This window comes from Luteimonas chenhongjianii, assembly GCF_002327105.1.
GTDB lineage: Bacteria > Pseudomonadota > Gammaproteobacteria > Xanthomonadales > Xanthomonadaceae > Luteimonas > Luteimonas chenhongjianii.
Map to the genome: position 1 here is coordinate 2,360,370 of NZ_CP023406.1, position 19,464 is coordinate 2,379,833.

The following is a 19,464-nucleotide window of genomic DNA, read 5'->3' on the forward strand; positions in this document are numbered from 1 at the left end:
GCGGATCAGTCCTGCGCGTCGTTCGCTGCGGGCGCCTGACCGGCCGCTTCTTCAGCCGGCGCCGCGGATGCGTCTTCCGACGTCGCCGCACCGCTCGTCTCGCCTGCAGGTGGCGCACCTGCACCGGCTGCGGGCGCAGACTGGGCCTGATTGGGGGTCCACGGAACGGGCTTGACCACTGCGTCCGGCCGCGCCTTCGGCACGCCGCTGACGATCACACGGTCACCTGCCACCAGACCTTCGCTGATGACCCACTGGCCATCCTGCGCGCGCTCGGTACGCACCGGCTTGCGGACCACCTTGTCCCCCTCGCCGGCCACGAGTACGTAGGCGGTGCTGGCGTCGCGCAGCACCGCAGCCTGCGGCACCAGGAACACGCCGCTCTGCAGGCCCATGTTGGCGCGCAGCGTCACGTAGACACCCGGCAACAGGCTGCGGTCGGGATTGGGCACGATCGCGCGCAGCTGGAGTGCGCCCGAGGCCGGATCCACCACGTCGCCTGAAAAGTCCAGCGTCGCCTTCTGGTCATGGACGTTGCCGTCGGCCAGCAGAATCTCGACCTCGCCACCGCCGGCGGAGCGATCGAGCTGCATGCTGCGGATGCGTTCGAACTCGCCCGCGCTCATCGAGAAGTTGATGTACAGCGGATCGATCTGGTCCACGGTCGTCAGCAGGGTCGCCTCGCCCTGCCCGACCAGCGCACCTTCCGTGACCTGCGCCTTGCCGGCGCGGCCGGAAATCGGCGCCCGCACCGTGGCGTAGCCCAGGTTGATCTGCGCGGACCGCGTGGAGGCACGCGCTGCCTGCAGCGCAGCGTCGGCGCTGCGTTCGGCGGCCAGCGCGTTGTCCAGATCGGACTTGGAAATGAAATTGGTCGGCGCCAGGCGGCGGGCCCGATCGGCGGCGCTCTTCGCGTTGCTTGCATTCGCACGCGCCTGGGCCTCGGCGCCCTGCGCCGTGCCGAGCGCGGCCTGCAACTGGGCCGGGTCGATGCGGAACAGCACATCGCCTTCCTTGACGTCGCTGCCTTCCTGGTAGACCCGGCGCTCGAGCACGCCAGGCACGCGGGCCCGGACATCGGCGCTCCGATATGGCGCGAGACGGCCGACCAGATCCTCCTGCAGGGGAACGGTTGTCGGCTGGACGGTCATCACACCCACTTCGGGCGGCGGCGGGGGCGCGGCCGGATCCTGTTTATTGCCACAGGCGGAAAGCGCCGCGGCGAGCATGGCGATGGAGAGGATTCGGCGCATTGGGGGACCTGGGGAAGATTGAACGGGATTTACTATACCGGCCAGTATAGCTAATTCGAATCGCAGATCGCACCGTGCAACAAGTCACTCGCCGCGCTTGAGGCTGCCTGCCATGCGCGCCGCTCGATTGCCATGTGAAGGATCCTACGCCCGCAATCATCATCTCCGTGTGCGGATACGGTGAACCTGTTCACGTCCGCTCGCCCGCGTCAATGCGCCCGTAGAGATCTTGGCGATGCGCCCGGCGCGTGGGTCACGGAGCTCGCTCACGGGTGGAACACTCGCGGTGATCGGCCGACCGGATCACGCGTTGATCGGCAGGAAAAGCGAACCGCCTAAGGCGAGGACGAGCGCTCGGCCAGCACGGCGTCGACGACAAGGTGCCCGGCGGCGCGGACCGGATCCACACCGAATGGAAGTATTCCCAGGCATGGCGCAGGAAGCGCCCGATCCAGCAGCTCCACGTAATCGTCCGCGCGCGCGAAATCCGGGTCGATGCGGTTACCGATCCATCCGATGAGACGACAGCCGTCGGCAGCGACCGCGCGCGCGGTCAGTCGTGCGTGGCTCAGGCAGCCAAGCCTGAGCCCGACCACCATCACCACCGCGCCTCCCAGGTGGCGGGCGAGGTCGCGATGCTCCAGTCCCTCGGCCAGCGGCGCATCCCAGCCGCCGGCGCCTTCGACGACGACCAGATCGGCAGTGTCCGCGAGCCGCGCATAAGCGGCGTACAACATGGCCACATCGACGTGCACGCCCGCCGCGCGGGCCGCCAGCGTCGGCGCCGTGGGCTCGGGCAAGGCGAAAGGATTGACGTCGGCATAGTCCGGACGCGGATCGCTGGCGGCCTGCAGGGCCAGTGCGTCATCGTTGCGCCAGCCACCGTCGCGCCAGTCGCAGCCGCTCGCGACAGGCTTCATGCCGACCGCACGCAACCCGTTGCCGCGCAAAGCATGCAACAGGGCGACGCTGCTGTGGGTCTTGCCGATACCGGTATCGGTGCCGGTGACCAGCAGGCTGCGCGACGTCATCGCACAGACCGTCGTGCGAATGTCAGGAGTGGCGTCCGGCGCGCCTGCGGCAACACCGGAAAGGCTGCGCGCGGATGCATGCGATGCAGGTGATGCGTCCCCCGCAGCCACGCGTTGCGCGTGCCTGGCGCCTGCAGGGCCGCTGCTACACTGCGCGACATGTTCACATCTTCACCCGTCACCGGCTCCAAGGCCGAGCAGTATGCCGCGCTTGCAGCGCAGGCCCGGGCACTCCTGCACGGCGAACGCGACTCGATCGCCAACGCCGCGAATCTCTCGGCCCTGGTCTATCACGCCCTGCCCGATCTCAACTGGGTCGGCTTCTATCTGTTCGACGGCAAGGAACTCGTGGTCGGTCCGTTCCAGGGGCTGCCGGCCTGCGTGCGCATTCCGCTCGACAAGGGGGTCTGCGGTGCCGCGGCGCGCACGCGCACGACCCAGCGCGTCGACGACGTACACGCGTTTCCCGGGCACATCGCCTGCGACAGCGCCTCGCGTTCCGAACTCGTCGTGCCGCTTTATGACGGCGAGCGCCTGATCGGGGTCTTCGACCTCGACAGTCCGCTGCCGGCACGCTTCGATGCCGACGACCAGGCCGGCCTGGAAACGCTGGCGGCGATCTTCGTGGACAGCGCACGCGAGGGCGGCGCGGGGTGACCATGCCGAAGCTGCGCAACATCGGCCCCAAGTCCGCAGCGTGGCTGCGCCAGGTGGGCCTGCGCACGCGTGAGGATCTCGAGGCCGCGGGCGCGGTCGAGGCCTTCGTTCGGGTGCGACGCGCGGGCTTCAAACCGAGTCTCAACCTGCTCTATTCGCTCGAAGGCGCGCTGCTCGACTGCCATTGGCAGGACCTGCCCGAGCCGCGCCGCCAGCAGCTCGTCCAGGCGGCCGAGGCTGCGACCGCACAATTGCCCGATCCGCGCGCCCGCATGGCCGCCGGTCCGGTCACGACGACCGTCAACGAAACCGCGTCCGCGGAATCACCGGGCGGGGATCGCGGCGACTGATCGCGCACCGCGCGAGTGGTTCCCGCTCACGTACAATCCGCGCAGCTTCATGGTGACCCGCCGGCGTTCTGCCGCCCGGGTTGAAACGGGAAGCCGGTGACGCGCCTCGAGCGCCAGTCCGGCACTGCCCCCGCAACGGTAAGCGTGTCCAAGGCGTCGCATCCGCCACTGTGCCCGAGCACGGGAAGGCGCGACGCCCGGGAGTCCACTCCCACGCGCAAGTCCGGAGACCGGCCACGAAGCCTCTTCGATTGCGATGCGGCGGGCATCGCGGCGGCGTTCCGGGCGCGCATGCGTGCCCGACCGGCAGCCTGTCCGTCGTCCTGCGATCCTCATGACCGAAACGCGGTTCGTGCGCGGGTGCGCGTGCCGCAAGGAGACCGCAATGCCGTTCCGTACCCTGAGCGTGGCGATCGTCACCGCCCTCGCCTCGCCCCTTGCCCAGGCAGCGCCCGCTGCCGGCGCCAGCGATCTGGACACCGTGTTCGTCACCGCCTCGCGTATGCACAGCAGCCTGCGCGAGACGCTGGTACCCGCCCAGGTCATCGACCGCGCCGAGATCGAGCGCAGCCAGGCCCGCGACCTGCCCGGGCTGCTGCAAGGCCGCGCCGGCATCCAGATCAGCAACCAGGGCGGTCCCGGCAAGGTCAGCACCATCTTCATGCGCGGCGCCGAGTCCGATCACGTCCTGGTACTGCTCGACGGCATCCGCATCGGCACCGCAACCGCCGGCTTCGCCGCCATCCAGGACATCCCGGTGGACCAGATCGAACGCATCGAGATCGTGCGCGGTCCGCGATCGAGCCTGTACGGCTCGGAAGCCATCGGCGGCGTGATCCAGATCTTCACCCGCCGCAGCGATGGCGCGATCACGCCACGCGCGCGGCTCGGCGTCGGCAGTCACGCGCTGCGCGAATCCAGCGCCGGCATCGGAGGCCGCAGCGGACACGCCTGGTTCGGCGTCGACGCCGCGTTCCAGCGCACCGACGGCATCGACGCCTGTCGGGGTTCGGGCACGCTGCTGGAGGGCTGCTTCGTCGACGAGCCCGACCGCGACGGTTACCGCAACCGTTCGCTCAATCTGCGCGGTGGCCTGGACCTGGCGGACGGGCTCACGCTCGAGGCCAACGCCCTGCATGCCGATGCCCTCAACGAATACGACGGCAGCATCTTCGGTGGCAACGAGTCCCACAACGTGCAGCAGGTCACGGGGGCCACACTGGGCTATGCACCATCGGAGGTCGTGCGCCTCACGGCGCAGGCCGGCCGCGCGTACGACAAGTCGACGACCTATTTTTACGACGAAGGCAACGGCACGCACAGCGACGTGGGCCGGTTCGACACCCGCCGCGATACCGCAGCACTGCAGGCGGGCTTCGACCTCGCGCCGACGCAGGCCTTGAGCCTGGGGTTCGACTGGCAGTCCGACAACGTCGAAAGCATGACCGCCTACGCGGTCACCCGGCGCGACACCTTTGCCACCTTCGCCGAATACCAGGCCCGTTTCGGCGCACATCGCCTGCAGGCAAGCGCGCGCCATGACGACAACGAACAGTTCGGCGGCCACGGCACCGGCAGCCTCGGCTGGGGCATGGACCTGTCCCGCGGCATCCGTCTTCGCGCGACCGCCGGCACCGGCTTCAAGGCCCCGACGTTCAACGACCTGTACTACCCCGGCTCGGAAAGCCCCGACCTCAGGCCCGAGCGCTCGAGGAGCGTGAATCTCGGCGTCTCGCAGGACGGCGAGGGCTGGAACTGGACGTTCGACGTGTTCGAAAGCCGCATCGACGACCTCATCGTGCTGCTCTACCCGCCGCCGGACTACCTCGGCACCGGCCTGAACATCGAACAGGCGCGCATCCGCGGCGCGGAACTGACCTTTGCGGTCGCTGCCGCTGGCTGGGACCTCACGGGCGAGCTGGGTCATGTGGATCCCCGCGACCGCAGCGAAGGCGTGAACCACGACAACCTGCTGGCACGCCGTGCGCGCAACACGGCGCGTCTGGACATCGACCGCGACTTCGGCGAGCTGCGCATCGGCAGCACATTGCGCGCTGCCAGCGGCCGGTTCGACAACCTGGCGAACACCGTGCGCGTGGCCGGTTACGGCACGCTGGACCTGCGTGTGGCCTGGGCGTTCGACCCCGACTGGACGCTGGAAGCACGCGCGAGCAATCTCCTGGACAAGGCCTACGAAACCATCGCCTGGTACAACCAGCCGGGCCGCGAGTACGGACTGGCGCTGCGCTGGGCACCGGTCGCCCGCTGAAGCGGAAAAGCCCCGCAATGCGGGGCTTTCATTCCTGCAGGGCGTGGCGTGACACGTGCGGATGCGCAAACAGCCGACGCATCCACATGCGCTTTCGGCATCCCGCGGGCAGGCCCACGCAGGCCACCGCTCAGGCGGCCAGCAGCGCCCGGAGCAGCGGCGGAATGCCCGACGACGCGGCAGCGACGTTGTCGAGCACGTGCTGGAACGTGATCACTTCGTCGACCTGCGGGCCTGCGCCCGCCGCCCAGTTGGCGACGATCGCCAGGCATGCGTAATCGAGCCCGAGTTCGCGGGCCAGGCTCGCCTCCGGCATCCCGGTCATGCCGACCAGGTCGCAGCCGTCACGACGCAGGCGCACGATCTCCGCGCGCGTCTCCAGCCGTGGGCCCTGGGTGGCGCCATAGCAGCCGCCGTCGACCAGCATCACGCCCGCGGCCGCCGCTGCATCGAGTACGCGCCGGCGCAGCGCCGGCGTATAGGGATCGCCGAAATCGATGTGCAGCAAGTCGCTGCCCTCCTCCTCGGAGAACGTCGACACCCGGCCCCATGTGTAGTCGATCAGCTGGTCCGGGCACGCCAGCACGCGCGGACCGAAGCGTTCTGTAATGCCGCCGACGGTATTGAGCGCCAGGACCTGCCTGGCCCCCAGCGCCTGCAGCGCGGCGAGATTGGCGCGGTAGTTCACCCGGTGCGGCGGCACCGAGTGCCCTTCGCCGTGGCGGGCAAGGAATGCCACGCGGCGGCCGTCCAGGGTGCCGACCCGTACCGGGCCCGACAGCGCGCCATAGCGCGTGACCGGCTGATGCGGTTCGACATCCTCGAGTTCGGCCAGCTGGTAGAGGCCGGTGCCGCCGATGACGGCGAGGTCGATGCCAAGGTCCATGAAGTTCTCGATGGGGATGGAAGCGGAAGCGGAGCGGACAATGTCCGCCGACACGGTGTGAACGACAGCGTGCCCTGGGACGGCTCGCAGGCCGCGCGCCACAGGAGGGAGCGCGCGCAGGCCGAGAATGCGGCCTGCGGCTACGCCCGTTCGGCGCCGCACTCGCCCAGCGACACTGCAGCGCGCATGCGGATCACTCCGCGAGTGCGTAAATCCCGGGGAGATTGCGCCCCTGCTCGTGGAAATCCATGCCGTAGCCGAAGACGTACCGGTCCGGCACCTCGACGCCGACGTAATCGGCTTCGACGTCGGCGATGCCGCGATCGTGGAGTTTGACCGCGAGCACCGCGACCCGCACGTCGGCCGCGCCCTGGTCCTCGACCCACTGGCGTACCGCCTTGAGCGTATGGCCCTCGTCGAGAATGTCGTCGACCAGCAGCACGCGACGCCCCTGCAGCGGAGTCGCAGGACGATGCAGCCAGGCCAGGCCGGATCCGGTCGTGGCGCCGCGGTAGCGCGTGGCATGCAGATAGTCGAATTCGAGATCGACCTCGTTCTCGCCGATCGCAAAGGCCAGCTGCGCGGCGAACGGCATGCCGCCGTGCATGATGGTGATGAACACCGGCGGCTGGTCGTCGTCGCCGTAGTCGTCGGCGATCTCCTCGGCCATGGTCTCGATGACCTCTTCCAACGTGTCGCGGTCGAACAGCAGGTCGGCGGTGTCGAGTACGTCGTCGAGGCGGGGCACGTTCATGCGATATCTCCGGTGCGGCCGGCGGGAGCGCCGGCCAGTGCGCCATCCCAGCCGAGCGGGCCACGCCCGATCAGTCCGGTCAGGGCCATGGTGTTGAGCGCGCGGCCTTCGACGGCGGCCAGCGACTCGGCGACGAGTTCGGGGTGACAGACCAGCACGACATCGCAGCCTGCATCGAGGTGCGCATCGACGCGCGCCTTGATGCCACCGGCCGAGAACGCAGCGGCCATGCCGATGTCGTCGGAGAACACCACGCCACGGAAGCCCATTTCCTCGCGCAGGATCGTGTTGATCCAAACCGGCGAGTAGCCGGCGGGCTCCGGCGCGACCTGCGGGTACACCACGTGCGCGAGCATCACCGCGTCGGCGCCTGCGTCGATTCCGGCGACGAACGGCACCAGGTCGTGGGCGCGGATGTCGTCGAGGCTGCGGCGATCGACCGCGTCGTCGAAATGCGTGTCTTCGCGCACCGAACCGTGGCCGGGGAAGTGCTTGAGGGTCGCCGCCATGCCGGCCTCGTGCATGCCTTCGACATAGGCGCGGGTCAGTGCCGCGACGACGTGCGGATCGTCGGAGAACGCGCGGTCCCCGATCGCAAGATTGCCATGGCCGACATCGACCACCGGCGCGAAGCTCAGGTCGACACCGCTGGCACGGATTTCCTGCGCCATCAGCCGCGCATGCGCGCGCGCGGCAGCGGTCGCTGCTGCGGGATCGGCGAGGTACTGCACGCCGAAACCGGCCAGCGACGGCAGCTCGCTGTAGCCCTCCTGGAAGCGCTGCACGCGGCCGCCCTCCTGGTCCACGCAGACGAGCTGCGGACGCGGCGCGGCCTCCCGGATCGCGGCCGACAGTTCACGGATCTGCGCGCGCGAGGCGAAGTTGCGCTTGAACAGGATCACGCCGGCGCAGGCGTCGTGCTGCAGCCAGTCACGCTCCTGCGCGGTGAGTTCGGTGCCGGCCACGCCGATCACAAGCATTGCTGACATCTCCATCGAGCGCGCCGGACGACGCGGACCGGCATTGTCGCAGATGCCGGCGTGTATGCCGTTGCCGTGTGGGGCGTCGGCCGTGCCGAGGCGCCTCGGCCCGGGCGCCGACGCCAGCGCCTGCGGGCCGCGCAGATGAAACGCGGGTCCTCGGCGCAGCCCCGGCAGGCTCGCTTGCCTACAGCTTCAGCCGCGTTCGGCGGCATCCCAGCTGGAGAACGGGCGCGCGGCGAGCGCGAGATTGAAGTAACGCGTCTGCGCGGTCACTTCCGCGCCCAGCCAGTCAGGGTGGGCGAAGGTCTCCTCGGGATCGTCCAGCTCGATCTCGGCGACCACCAGGCCGGCGTTGTCGCCGAGGAATTCGTCCACCTCCCACAGATGCCCGGCGTGGCGCACGAGGTGACGACGCTTCTCCACACGCCCGCCGACACAGAGCTCCAGCAATGCCTTCGCGTCGTCCATCGACAGGGGCAGCTCGAATTCCTGGCGGGTGGTACCCGCATCGCGCGACTTGATGTTGAGAAACGCGGCCTCGCCCTCGATGCGTACGCGCACCGACGCCTTCTGCGCGCCGGTTTCGATCGACGCGGCATCGTTGAGATAGCCCTGCGCCATCGGCACGACCGCATGCGCGGCCGCGCGCCAGCCATCGCCGGTCACCAGGAACTTGCGCTCGATCTCGATGCCCATGGGTTCAGCGCTTCTCGAACAGGGCGATGGACTCGACGTGCGCGGTCTGGGGGAACATGTCCATGACGCCAGCCTCGGACAGCGTCCATCCGCGCTCGTTGACCAGATACCCGGCATCGCGCGCCAGCGATGCGGGGTGGCAGCTCACATAGACGATTCGGCCGAAGCGTTCGAGCGGCAGCTGGCGCAGCACGTCGATCGCGCCCGAGCGCGGCGGATCGAGCAGCAGCTTGTCGAAGCCCTGCCGCATCCATGGCGCGCCGCGCTGATCCTGGGTCAGATCGGCGGCATGGAACTGCGCGTTCGCCAGGCCGTTGCGCAGGGCATTCTCTTTCGCGCGAGCGACGAGCCCGGCCTCGCCTTCGACGCCGACGACCTCGCGCACGCGACGCGCCAGCGGCAGGGTGAAATTACCGAGTCCGCAGAACAGATCGAGCACCCGGTCCTCGGGCTGCACGTCGAGCAGCTCCAGGGTGCGGGCGATCATCGTGCGGTTGAGGCCGGCGTTGACCTGGATGAAGTCCAGGGGCCGGAACCCCAGTTCGACGTCCCAGTCCTCGAGGCGGAACGAAAGCGCCGGCGCGGCCGGCCAAAGCGCATGCACGCTGTCGACGCCGCCCGGCTGCAGGAAGATCGCCATCCGCTGCGCCTGGCCGAACGCGAGCAGTGCGGACGCGTCGGTGTCACTGAGCGGTTGCAGATGCCGGAAGACCAGCGCGATGCCGTCGAACTCGGGGCGCGGATCGCCGGCGATGAATTCGATCTGCGGAATCGTCGCGCGCGCTTCCAGTCCGTCGATCAGGCCCGACAGCAACGGAATGATCGCCGCGATCGGTTCGATCACCGTATGGCACTCGCGCAGGTCGGCGACGAAGCGCGGATCGCGCTCGCGAAAGCCCACCAGCGTCCTGTCCTTCTTGTCCACCCGCTTGACCGAGAACCTGCCCTTGCGGCGGTAGTTCCAGGCGCGGTCGACGATCGGTTCCATCCAGCGCTGCGGCGTCACATGGCCGATGCGCTCGAAGTTTTCCCGCAGCACGCGCGCCTTGGCGAGGATCTGCTGGTCGGCGTCGAGATGCTGCAGCACGCAGCCTCCACACACGCCGAAATGCGGGCATCGGGGTATCACCCGATGCGGCGAGGCGGAAACGACCTCGAGTGTCGTCGCCTCGTCGAAATGGCGCGAACGCGCCGTCCGCATCGCCATGACCTGCTCGCCGGGCAGCGCGCCGGCGACGAACACGGCCTTGCCATCGGGCAGGCGCGCGACGCCGCGACCGTCATGGGTCAGATCGACGATATCGGCGGAGAATGGGGTCTGGTCGAGGCGGCGGGATCTGGCCACGTGGCGAAGGCTGCTGGGCAAAAGGGCCGCGTATTGTCGCAGATGCGTGCAGCGCATCTGGGCTTGGGATCTCTCAGCGCCGCCTGGAAGCACTCGCTGCAGCGCCGCCCCGCAGATGAGCGCCCGATGGACCCGCGTGCGAGGGGACTGAAAGTCGCGGCCCGGCACGCGACGTCAGGCGCGCGTCACCTGCGCCGGAGCAACCCCCGCAACCGCCGTCGACCGCAGTCCCACCCACCGCCAACCGCATCGACTGCAGAAAGATCCGGCGCTACTTCTGCATCCAGCTGCCGCCCTGCTGGTACCACCAGCCAGGCCGGGCACTGGCGATCCACTGGCGCGCGAACACGTCGCGGATCTGCGATTCCCATTCCGGATGACCGTTGGCGACGGCGATCTCTCGATACACCGCCTGGCGGTCGCGGTTGTCGTCGGCGACTGCGGCATTGACGGCCACCCGGTCCTTGATCGGCAACTGCGAGGCGTCGCGCACGACGATCATGCCGTTGCCGCCGAAGCCGAGCGCGCCGGAGTCGAAATGCGGCCGCAGCGTGCTGTTGAAGCGCTGCTCCATCCGCGACTGGATCGCCAGGATCGCCGGCGTTCGGATGTTGATGTCGGGCGTCTGCGCCTGTGCGCTGCCGATGCCGAGCAGCATCCACGGATCGAAGCGCGGCGTCGTCGCGGCCATGCCACCACCGGGCACCGCTTCCGGCGGCTCGTCGCCGATCACCTTCTCGACGAACTCGCGCGCCGCTTCGCGCGCTTCGGCCGCGGGAAAATAGACATTGATCGTCACGCAGGCGGTCAACGCCAATGCGGCCACGGCCGGCAAACCCATCCAACGCGCCATCTGTTTGTCTCCTCTGATTGATCGGGCGCCGGTCATTCGATGACCGGCGCAACATCTCCACCCGCTGCGGCAACGAGGCGCTCGACCAGCGTCGGCCAGTCGACATCACGATTGAACCCCACGACGTCCAGCCGCGGCAGGCCTGCGCCGCGCACGATAGTAAAGGCGTTGCCCTCTGAACGCAGGCCGCCCATCCTGCAGACTTCGTTGCGCAACCGGCACGAGATCCCGATGCCGCGATAGCCGAAATCGTCGAACAGCGCGATCGCCCTGCCCTGCAGCGTCGTCACGAACGAAGCATCGCCGACGCTCGAGATGTCCTGCACCGCGCGCTGGCTGATGCGCTGGCGTACGCCGGGCGCAGGTTCCGTGTGCAGTTCGGCGTCGAACGCGGTCGCGTTCCAGTCGACGAGGCGCAGCCCGTCGATACGTCCGTGCAGGCGGCCCTCGATGCTGCCGAAGCCGAATACACCGGTCAGCGCGTGCAGGTCGAGTCCGGTCAGGACCAGATCGCTGGTGACGGTGGGCAGTACACCGAACGGACGTTCGACCGCGAGCGAGGAAACATCCACGCGGCCATCGAACAGACCGATCGAAAGACCGCCATCGAAATCGATGCGGTTGTCGGCATAGCGCACCGTTGGAATGTGGCCGGTCAGCGTGCCCTCGAAGGCCGGCCAGTCCAGGGAACGGGCCAGCGCACCGACATCGATCGCATCGAGCCGCAGTGCCGTTGCCATACGCAGCCCCGACCGGGCCGACGGCAGCTGTACCTCCAGCGAGTCGAAGCCGATCTGGCCGCCGAGGAATGGCACTTCAACCAGCTCACGCAGTCGCAGCAGGCCGTCCCGGCTCTCGAGGTGCCAGTCCGCGGCGTCGAAGGACATGCCGTAGAGCGCGCCACCCTGCCAGCCGACGCTGCCAAGCACCGGCGCCGCGGCCGAGTAGCGCAGCGCACCGTCGAGCCGGTCGAAACGGAACCGCCCGTCGCTATCGCCGACGTCCAGCCCGGTCAACGACAGCTCCGCGCTGCGCAGCGCAGCATCGTCCAGCTCGAGGCCGGCGCGGAAACCGCCGCTCAGGGTCAGTCCCTGGATACCGGCCTGGCCGAGCCAGCCCGAGAGATAACGTCCAGGCACCGCGGCGGCATCGTGGCTGGCAAGGCTGAGCCCGAGCGAGGCGATCTCGAGATCCGGACGCAATCGCGCCTGGCCATCGACCTGCAGCGTGGCCCCGTCACGCCACTGCAGCCGAGGCAGCGCCCAGTCCCCGGCACCCGCGCGCGCGAGGTCCACGCCGAACGTGACCGGCGATTCCGGCAGGACGACATAGGCGTTGCCCACCAGCAGTTCGCCACCGCGCAGGCGACCGTCGACCGTTGCCGTGAGCGCGTCATCGGGCAGCAGGAAGCGGATCGCGAGGTCGCCTGTCAGCCCGTCGGCAGCCGCGCTCGCGTCGTCGGTCTCCAGCGCGAGCGCGGTGACTGCGAGGTCGGCGTCCACGTCCAGGGGCCGCGCGCTGTGTGCGTTGATGTGGACCTTGCCGTCCAGTCTGCCGCGCGGCAGCCGCGCCACCGACCAGGCCTCGCGTACCAGCGCCTCGACCCAGGCCGCCGGCACCTGGCGGAGATCGATGCGGGTGATCTCGGGCGTCGCGCTGTCGCGGACCAGGCCGACCCGCGCGTCGCCGGAGACCAGCGTCGCGGCGGTCGCGGCCGCGTCGAGCACCAGCGCCAGTTGCAGCGCCGGCCCGTCGCCGCTGCGCACGGGGCCGGCGCAACGCCAGCGCGGCGTCACGCCGGTGGTCTCGCGCTGCAGCGGGCATTGCCAGTCCAGGTCGCGGAAGCGCCAGCCCAGTGCACCCGCATCGAGATCGCCCGCCTGCAGCCGCAGGCGCCCCTCGGGGGCGTCGGTGGGCCAATCCAGGCGGACGCGGACGTCGCGCAGGGTCGTACCGGCGGCCTCGACCCGCTTGATCCGCGCCTGCATCGACTGCGCCTGCACGAGCACCGGCACACAGGCCAGAAACAGGGTTAGGATCATCGGAACGGGGCGCGGCATCGCCGCAGGATACCCGTCACATCGAGGACGCGATGAACCGATTGCTGCTGGTCGAGGACGACCCTACAAGCCGCAGTTTCCTGCACGCCGCAAGTGCGGCCCTTCCGGCCGAAGTCGACATTGCCGACTCGGTCGAGACCGGCTTCGCGCTGGCGTCGAGCAATACCTACGACGCGTGGCTGATCGACGCCAATCTCCCCGACGGCACCGGCGCAGCCCTGCTCGCCAGGCTCCGCGCGGATGGTCGCGACACGCCCGCCATCGCACACACCGCTGCGCGCGAGCGGCGCGCGCTCGATGCACTGTGCGCGGAGGGCTTCGCGATCGCGCTCAGCAAACCGGTCTCGACCCACGACTGGCAGGGCGCCCTGCGCCGGGTGCTCGCGCGCCACCCGGTCAACCGCGTCCCTGCGGCGCCGCCAATGCCCGATGCGCGCCGCAGTGGCGAAGCGCCGTTATGGAACCAGCAGTCCGCGCTGGCCGCGGTTGGCGGTCAGATGCACAACGTCCGCGGCCTGCGCGAACTGTTCATCGGCGAACTCGACGGCACCCGCGAGCAGATCGAAACCGCGGCTGCGGATGGCGATGCCGCTGCATTGCTGGGCGCCCTGCACCGCTTGCGCGCCAGTTGCGGCTTCGTCGGTGCCGAACGGCTGGGACTGGCATCACGTCTGCTCAGTGCGGAACCGGACTCGGCGCCCGCGCTGCAGTCGTTCCTTCATGCGCTCGCCGAGACGCGGGCCAGCGCGCACGCCCCCGGGGGCAGCTGAGGATCAACGCCGCGCCAGGTCCGCGGCCAGTTCCCAGGACTTCAACGGGCGCGGCCCCAGATGGTGGCGCAGCACGTCGCGGAACGCGCGTCGCAGGCTGGCCATGTCGGCAGCCGCCGGCGCGATATCGGCGCCGATCGCCAGCAGCGCCGCGCCCGTCGGGGCGGTAGTACGGTCGGCGGAACCTCCATCGAGATGCAGCCGGCGCGGGCCGTGCTCGGGGTCGAGCCGGTAGCGGGCCGCGGGGTCGATCTGCTCGCCGTCACCATCGGTGTCGTAGGCGAACCCCAGGCCGATCGCGTCGAGCAGGTCGCGCTCGAACCTGCGCAGCGTCCATGCCAGGCCCGGCTGCGGTAGACGCTGGCGCACCTGGTCGAACGCTTCATACAACGCTGGCGATGGGTCCTGCCTGGGCGCGAGCCGCAGCACCAGCTCGCTGACGTAGAAGCCGGCCAGCATCGCATCGCCGGTCAAGCGGGGCGCCGCGTCGAGCGCTTCGGCCCCGCGCAGCTGCGCAAGTTCGCCCAGAAGCACCGCACTGAGCCGGATGTGCTGCAACGGCTGCAACGCAGCCCGCAGCACATGCTTCTTCGGGCCCTGCACGCCGCGCGCGACCAGACCCAGACGTCCGTGATCGCGGCTCAGGACCTCGACCAGCAGGCTGGTCTCCCGCCATGGCCGCGCATGCAGTACGAACGCGGACTCGTCTTCGATACGCACGGTTGCTCCGCGGGTCCGCTCAGCCGAGGCTGACAGGATGGGCGACGCCGGATGGCTGGAGCGAGGAGGCGCGAACGGCGCGAGGATCCAGTCCGTCCGACATCAGGCGCATGCCCACGCGGCGAGCGTCAGTCGCCGTAGCCCAGCGCCTTGAGCGCGGCCTCGTCGTCGGACCAGCCCTCGCGCACGCGGACCCAGGTTTCCAGGAATACCTTGGCGTCGAACAGCCGTTCCATGCCCATGCGGGCCTTGGTGCTGATCTCCTTCAGGCGGGTGCCGGCCTTGCCGATCACGATCGCTTTCTGGCCTTCGCGTTCGACCCAGATCACCGCGCCGATGCGCAGCATCCTGCCATCGAGTGAAAAACTCTCGATCTCCACCGTCGTCGCATACGGCAGCTCGTTGCCGAGCTGGCGCATCAGCTGCTCGCGCACGAGTTCGCCGGCCAGAAATCGTTGGCTCTTGTCGGTGATCTCGTCTTCGCCGTAGAGGGCGCCCTGTTCGGGCAGCAGCGGCAGTACGGTCGAGACCAGCTGCTCGAGACCCTTGCGCTTGAGCGCGGACAAGGGCACGACGCCGGCGAAGTCGCGCCCTTCGGTCACCTTCTGCAGGTACGGCAGCAACTGGGTCTTGTCCTTGATGCGGTCTACCTGGTTGACGACCAGCACGACCGGCACGCCGGCCTCGTGCAGCGTGTCGAACGCCAGCGTGTCCTCGTCGTCCCAGCGTCCGGCCACGACTACCAGCAGCGCGGCGTCCACGCCTTCCAGCGCGCCGCGCGCGGCCCGGTTCATGATCCGGTTCATCGCCCGCTTCTGCTCGTGGTGGATGCCGGGCGTGTCGACCAGCAGCAACTGGCCCTCCGGGAAGGACGCGATGCCGAGCAGGCGGTGCCGGGTGGTCTGCGGTCGGTTGGAGACGATGCTCACCTTGGCGCCTACGAGGGCATTGACCAGGGTGGACTTGCCGACATTGGGTCGGCCGATGACGGCAACGGAGCCGGCGCGATGGGGCGTGGTGTGGGGTTCGGTCATACCGGCATTCTACGGCGTGCCGGCGCCCCGCTGTGCTCCGGCTGTCAGTGCGCGGCTTCGAGCTGGGCAATCAGGGCTTCGGCCGCCTGCTGTTCAGCGGCCCGGCGCGACGTGCCCTGCCCTTCGGCCGCGAGCCCGGCATCGGCCAGCACGCAGCGCACGAGGAAGGTCTTGGCATGTTCCTCGCCGCTTTCGGCGAGCAGTTCATAGACCGGCAACGCCTTCTGCCGGCCCTGCAGCCACTCCTGCAGGCGGGTTTTGGCGTCCTTGGCGACACGGCCGCCGGCCAGCGCCACGAAGGTCTTCTCGAACAGCGGCAGCACCACGGCGCGGCAGGTTTCCAGGCCGGCGTCGAGGTAGATGGCGGCGATCACCGCCTCGAGTGCGTCCGACAGGATGGAATCGCGTCGATGCCCGCCGGACTTCAGTTCACCCGGCCCCAGCACCAGTCGCGCGCCAAGATCGAGCTCTCGCGCCACTGCGGCCAGTGAGGACTCGCGTACCAGTTCGGCCCGCGCGCGGGTCAGGGTGCCTTCGTCGGCATTGGGCCAGCGCGCATACAGCGCCTCGGCGATGAACGCGCCGAGGATCGCATCACCGAGGAACTCGAGGCGCTCGTTGTGCGGGGCGCCGGCACTGCGGTGCGTCAGCGCCTGGGTCAGGAGCTCGGGCTGGCGGAACACATGCCCCGCGAACCGGCCCTGCTGGCGATCAAACTCCGTTGCCACCGCGCACCAGCGCCTGGGTCGCGTGGAACTTGCCCACGACATCGAGATTGAAGACAAGCGGCACACGGACCTCGTACTGCACGTCCATCAGCCAGCCGTTGTCGGCGCGACGGATCTTGACGTTCTGCGGCTTCACGTTTTCCGAGTAGCTGATGTACAGGCGGCGGAAGAACAGGTCCTGGATGCGCGCGGGATCCGACGATGCGGTGCCCGGCTCGCTGGCCAGGCCCTTGAGCGCAGCCTTGACGCTGTAGTACTCCGAATACATCGGGAAGAGCTTCATGCCCACATAGGCGAAGAAGCCGACGACTGCCAGGACGATGATGAATCCCAGCAGGGTGATGCCGCGTTGCGTGCGCTTCATTGAGGTCCCCTGGAGCCGATGGTGGTTACTTGATGCCCTGGCCGATTCTTCCCCAATCGACCCAACCCGGCGCAGTGGTGTCGACGTTCATCCAGATCAGGAACGCCTTGCCACGCAGCTGCGTTTCGGGAAGCGTACCCCAGAAGCGGCCGTCATCACTGCGGTCGCGGTTGTCGCCCATGACGAAATAATGGCCCTGCGGCACATGGAAGGTGCCCTCGCCCAGGTGGAAGGGCGCGGCCTGGTCGATCTGCAGGATCTCGTGGCGGCGATCGGGCATCTGCTCGACATAAAGCGATGCGCCGGTCATCTCCGCGCCGCGGCCGACACCCTCGTAGGTCCCCACGCGCTCATAGGAGAACGGAGTGCCGTTGACGTACACCTGGTTGTCGCGGAATTCGATGGTGTCGCCGGGCAGGCCGATGACGCGCTTGATCCAGTCCTGATCGGGATGCTGCGGCGGCCGGAACACCACCACGTCGCCCCGCGCCGGCTCGCCGATGTCGATGATCTTCTTGTTGGTGATCGGCAGGCGGATGCCGTAGCTGAACTTGTTGACCAGGATGAAATCGCCGATCAGCAGCGTCGGCATCATCGAACTCGACGGAATGCGGAACGGCTCGGCGACGAAGCTGCGCAGGATCAGCACGACGATCAGGACCGGGAAGAACGCCTTCGCGTAGTCGACGACGACCGGCTCCTTCTCCTCGAGCAGTCCGGCACGGCGCGCACGCGCCTTCGCCAGCACCAGCTTGTCGAGCAGCCAGATAACGCCGGTCAGCAACGTCAGCACGACCAGTGCGGTCTCGAACCATTTCATGCGGAATCCTCGAATAACTCGGACGGGCCGGCGCGCGCGCCGGCGATATCAAACCACGGATCAGGACTCGCGCGACGTGCTCAGCACAGCGAGGAAGGCTTCCTGCGGGATCTCGACGCGGCCTACCTGCTTCATGCGCTTCTTGCCTTCCTTCTGCTTCTCCAGAAGCTTCTTCTTGCGCGAGATATCGCCGCCATAGCACTTGGCCAGCACGTTCTTGCGCAGCGCCTTGACCGTGGTCCGGGCGATGATCTGCGCGCCGATCGCAGCCTGGATCGCCACGTCGAACTGCTGACGGGGGATCAGTTCCTTCATCTTCTCGGTCAGCTCGCGACCCCGCCGGTCGGCGTGGCTGCGATGGACGATGAGCGAGAGCGCATCCACCTTGTCGCCGTTGATCAGCGTATCCACGCGCACGAACGGACCGGCCTGGAAGCGCAGGAAGTGATAGTCGAGCGAGGCGTAGCCGCGGCTGACCGACTTGAGCTTGTCGAAGAAATCCAGCACCACTTCGGCCATCGGCAGCTCGTAGCTGATCTGCACCTGGCTGGCCATGTACTGGATGCCGATCTGCACGCCGCGCTTGTCCTCGCACAGCTTGATGATCGCGCCGATGTAGGCCTCGGGGGTGAGGATGTTGGCGCGGATGATCGGCTCGCGCACTTCCTCGATCAGGTTCGACTGCGGCAACTTGGCCGGATTGTCGAGCGAGATCACTTCACCGTCGGCCTTGAGCACCTCGTAGATCACCGTCGGCGCGGTGCTGATCAGGTCGAGGTCGTACTCGCGCTCCAGGCGCTCCTGCACGATCTCCATGTGCAGCATGCCGAGGAAGCCGCAGCGGAAGCCGAAGCCCATCGCCTCGGAGCTTTCGGGCTCGAAGCGAAGCGCGGCGTCGTTGAGACGCAGCTTGTCCAGCGCCTCGCGCAGGTCCGGGTAGTCCTCGGCGTTGACCGGGAACAGGCCCGCGAACACGCGCGGCTGCATTTCCTGGAACCCGGGGAGCGCCTTGTCGGCGGGCTTCGCGGCCAGGGTCAGCGTGTCGCCGACCGGCGCACCGTGCACGTCCTTGATCGACGCGGTGATCCAGCCCACTTCGCCTGCACGCAGGGCCGGCAGTTCCTTGCGCTTCGGGGTGAACACGCCGACCTTGTCGACGTCGTGCGTGCGCCCGGTCGACATCACCAGGATCTTGCTCTTGGGCGTGATCTCGCCCTGCATCACGCGCACCAGCGACACCACGCCGAGGTAGTTGTCGAACCAGGAGTCGATGATCAGCGCCTGCAGCCGGTCGGTATCGCGCGGCTTCGGCGGCGGAATGCGGTGCACGATCGCCTCGAGCACCTCTTCGACATTGAGCCCCGTCTTCGCGCTGACCGCGACGGCATCCTCGGCGTCGATGCCGATCACCGCTTCGATCTCGGCCTTGGCCTTCTCGATGTCGGCCGTGGGCAGGTCGATCTTGTTGAGCACCGGAATCACTTCCAGGCCCTGCTCCACCGCCGTGTAGCAGTTGGCGACCGACTGCGCCTCGACGCCCTGCGCCGCGTCCACCACCAGCAGCGCGCCTTCGCACGCAGCCAGCGAGCGGCTGACTTCATAGGAGAAGTCCACGTGGCCGGGCGTGTCGATGAAGTTCAGGTGGTAGATCTGCCCGTCGCGCGCCTTGTAAGGCAGCGAGACCGATTGCGCCTTGATCGTGATGCCGCGCTCGCGCTCGATCGGATTCGAGTCGAGCACCTGCGCCTCCATCTCGCGCGCCTGCAGGCCGCCACAGAGCTGGATGATGCGATCGGCAAGCGTCGACTTGCCATGGTCGACGTGGGCAATGATGGAGAAGTTGCGGATGTTCCGCATCGGATCGTGGGTCATTGGGCGGCGGCCGGGCCGT

The 19,464-nt window shown here is 68.5% G+C and carries 19 protein-coding genes and 1 riboswitch; of the genes, 4 read left to right on the top strand and 15 right to left on the bottom strand.

The genetic code is table 11. The annotated features are described in order from the left end of the window. Positions 1-5: 5 nt before the first annotated feature. Together CNR27_RS10735 and bioD are read right to left on the bottom strand one after the other, a co-directional pair. Entirely contained in the window at positions 6-1,253 is a 1,248-nt protein-coding gene (locus CNR27_RS10735; RefSeq protein WP_096298656.1) for an efflux RND transporter periplasmic adaptor subunit, read from the bottom strand. 335 nt (positions 1,254-1,588) lie between these two features. Continuing rightward, positions 1,589-2,284 carry a dethiobiotin synthase gene (bioD, locus tag CNR27_RS10740; protein ID WP_096298658.1) on the bottom strand — a complete coding sequence of 232 codons (696 nt, stop codon included), beginning with the start codon at positions 2,282-2,284 and terminating at the stop codon, positions 1,589-1,591. 159 nt (positions 2,285-2,443) lie between these two features. On the opposite strand from bioD, the gene CNR27_RS10745 reads away from it, so the two are divergent. The 3 genes from CNR27_RS10745 (at position 2,444) to CNR27_RS10755 (ending at position 5,560) form a co-directional block, all read left to right on the top strand. Next, positions 2,444-2,941, top strand: coding sequence for a GAF domain-containing protein (locus tag CNR27_RS10745; RefSeq protein WP_096298660.1), 498 nt, complete (start codon positions 2,444-2,446; stop codon positions 2,939-2,941). Then, on the top strand, positions 2,938-3,291 hold the full coding sequence (locus CNR27_RS10750; RefSeq protein ID WP_096298661.1) for a TfoX/Sxy family protein: 354 nt from the start codon (positions 2,938-2,940) through the stop codon (positions 3,289-3,291). The genes CNR27_RS10745 and CNR27_RS10750 overlap by 4 nt, the downstream gene beginning before the upstream one ends. Positions 3,292-3,324: 33 nt before the next feature. Next, positions 3,325-3,544: riboswitch (cobalamin riboswitch) on the top strand. Positions 3,545-3,676: 132 nt separating this feature from the next. Next, a complete protein-coding gene (locus tag CNR27_RS10755; protein WP_096300569.1) occupies positions 3,677-5,560 on the top strand; it encodes a TonB-dependent receptor domain-containing protein in 1,884 nt (627 codons plus the stop codon). A gap of 130 nt (positions 5,561-5,690) precedes the next feature. Here CNR27_RS10755 and CNR27_RS10760 read toward each other — a convergent pair whose 3' ends face one another. The 7 genes from CNR27_RS10760 to CNR27_RS10790 all read right to left on the bottom strand — a co-directional run bounded on the left by CNR27_RS10760 (position 5,691) and on the right by CNR27_RS10790 (position 13,119). Continuing rightward, on the bottom strand, positions 5,691-6,446 hold the full coding sequence (locus CNR27_RS10760) for an S-methyl-5'-thioinosine phosphorylase (RefSeq protein WP_096298663.1): 756 nt from the start codon (positions 6,444-6,446) through the stop codon (positions 5,691-5,693). A 193-nt stretch (positions 6,447-6,639) separates the two neighbouring features. Further along, a complete protein-coding gene (locus CNR27_RS10765; RefSeq protein ID WP_096298665.1) occupies positions 6,640-7,200 on the bottom strand; it encodes a hypoxanthine-guanine phosphoribosyltransferase in 561 nt (186 codons plus the stop codon). Then, positions 7,197-8,180 (bottom strand): beta-N-acetylhexosaminidase, encoded by a 984-nt coding sequence (nagZ, locus tag CNR27_RS10770; protein ID WP_096300571.1) that lies wholly within the window; start codon positions 8,178-8,180, stop codon positions 7,197-7,199. The genes CNR27_RS10765 and nagZ overlap by 4 nt, the downstream gene beginning before the upstream one ends. 195 nt (positions 8,181-8,375) lie before the next feature. Further along, on the bottom strand, positions 8,376-8,879 hold the full coding sequence (locus tag CNR27_RS10775; RefSeq protein WP_096298667.1) for a CYTH domain-containing protein: 504 nt from the start codon (positions 8,877-8,879) through the stop codon (positions 8,376-8,378). A 4-nt stretch (positions 8,880-8,883) separates the two neighbouring features. Beyond that, a complete protein-coding gene (gene rlmD / locus CNR27_RS10780; RefSeq protein WP_187346086.1) occupies positions 8,884-10,224 on the bottom strand; it encodes a 23S rRNA (uracil(1939)-C(5))-methyltransferase RlmD in 1,341 nt (446 codons plus the stop codon). A 271-nt stretch (positions 10,225-10,495) separates the two neighbouring features. Beyond that, a complete protein-coding gene (locus tag CNR27_RS10785) occupies positions 10,496-11,077 on the bottom strand; it encodes a YdbL family probable chaperone protein (RefSeq protein WP_096298671.1) in 582 nt (193 codons plus the stop codon). Between the two features lie 32 nt (positions 11,078-11,109). Then, positions 11,110-13,119, bottom strand: a complete 2,010-nt coding sequence (locus tag CNR27_RS10790; RefSeq protein ID WP_096298673.1) for a hypothetical protein — start codon at positions 13,117-13,119, stop codon at positions 11,110-11,112. Between the two features lie 50 nt (positions 13,120-13,169). Between CNR27_RS10790 and CNR27_RS10795 the strand changes: the two genes are divergently transcribed. Then, positions 13,170-13,907, top strand: coding sequence for a response regulator transcription factor (locus CNR27_RS10795; protein ID WP_096298674.1), 738 nt, complete (start codon positions 13,170-13,172; stop codon positions 13,905-13,907). A gap of 3 nt (positions 13,908-13,910) precedes the next feature. On the opposite strand, the gene recO is transcribed toward CNR27_RS10795, so the two are convergent. From recO to lepA, 6 genes are all read right to left on the bottom strand, one after another. Next, the gene (gene recO, locus CNR27_RS10800; protein ID WP_096298676.1) at positions 13,911-14,627 is read right to left on the bottom strand and encodes a DNA repair protein RecO; all 717 of its coding nucleotides are present in this window, start codon (positions 14,625-14,627) and stop codon (positions 13,911-13,913) included. A gap of 128 nt (positions 14,628-14,755) precedes the next feature. Continuing rightward, positions 14,756-15,661 carry a GTPase Era gene (gene era / locus CNR27_RS10805; RefSeq protein WP_096298678.1) on the bottom strand — a complete coding sequence of 302 codons (906 nt, stop codon included), beginning with the start codon at positions 15,659-15,661 and terminating at the stop codon, positions 14,756-14,758. A 44-nt stretch (positions 15,662-15,705) separates the two neighbouring features. Further along, positions 15,706-16,389 carry a ribonuclease III gene (gene rnc / locus CNR27_RS10810; protein WP_245815607.1) on the bottom strand — a complete coding sequence of 228 codons (684 nt, stop codon included), beginning with the start codon at positions 16,387-16,389 and terminating at the stop codon, positions 15,706-15,708. Then, entirely contained in the window at positions 16,373-16,753 is a 381-nt protein-coding gene (locus CNR27_RS10815) for a DUF4845 domain-containing protein (RefSeq protein ID WP_096298682.1), read from the bottom strand. Before CNR27_RS10815 ends, rnc begins: the two co-directional genes overlap by 17 nt. A 25-nt stretch (positions 16,754-16,778) precedes the next feature. After that, positions 16,779-17,573: a signal peptidase I gene (lepB, locus tag CNR27_RS10820; protein WP_096298684.1), complete on the bottom strand. Its 795-nt coding sequence runs from the start codon at positions 17,571-17,573 to the stop codon at positions 16,779-16,781. A gap of 60 nt (positions 17,574-17,633) precedes the next feature. Further along, a complete protein-coding gene (lepA, locus tag CNR27_RS10825; RefSeq protein ID WP_179948245.1) occupies positions 17,634-19,430 on the bottom strand; it encodes a translation elongation factor 4 in 1,797 nt (598 codons plus the stop codon). Positions 19,431-19,464: the final 34 nt, after the last annotated feature.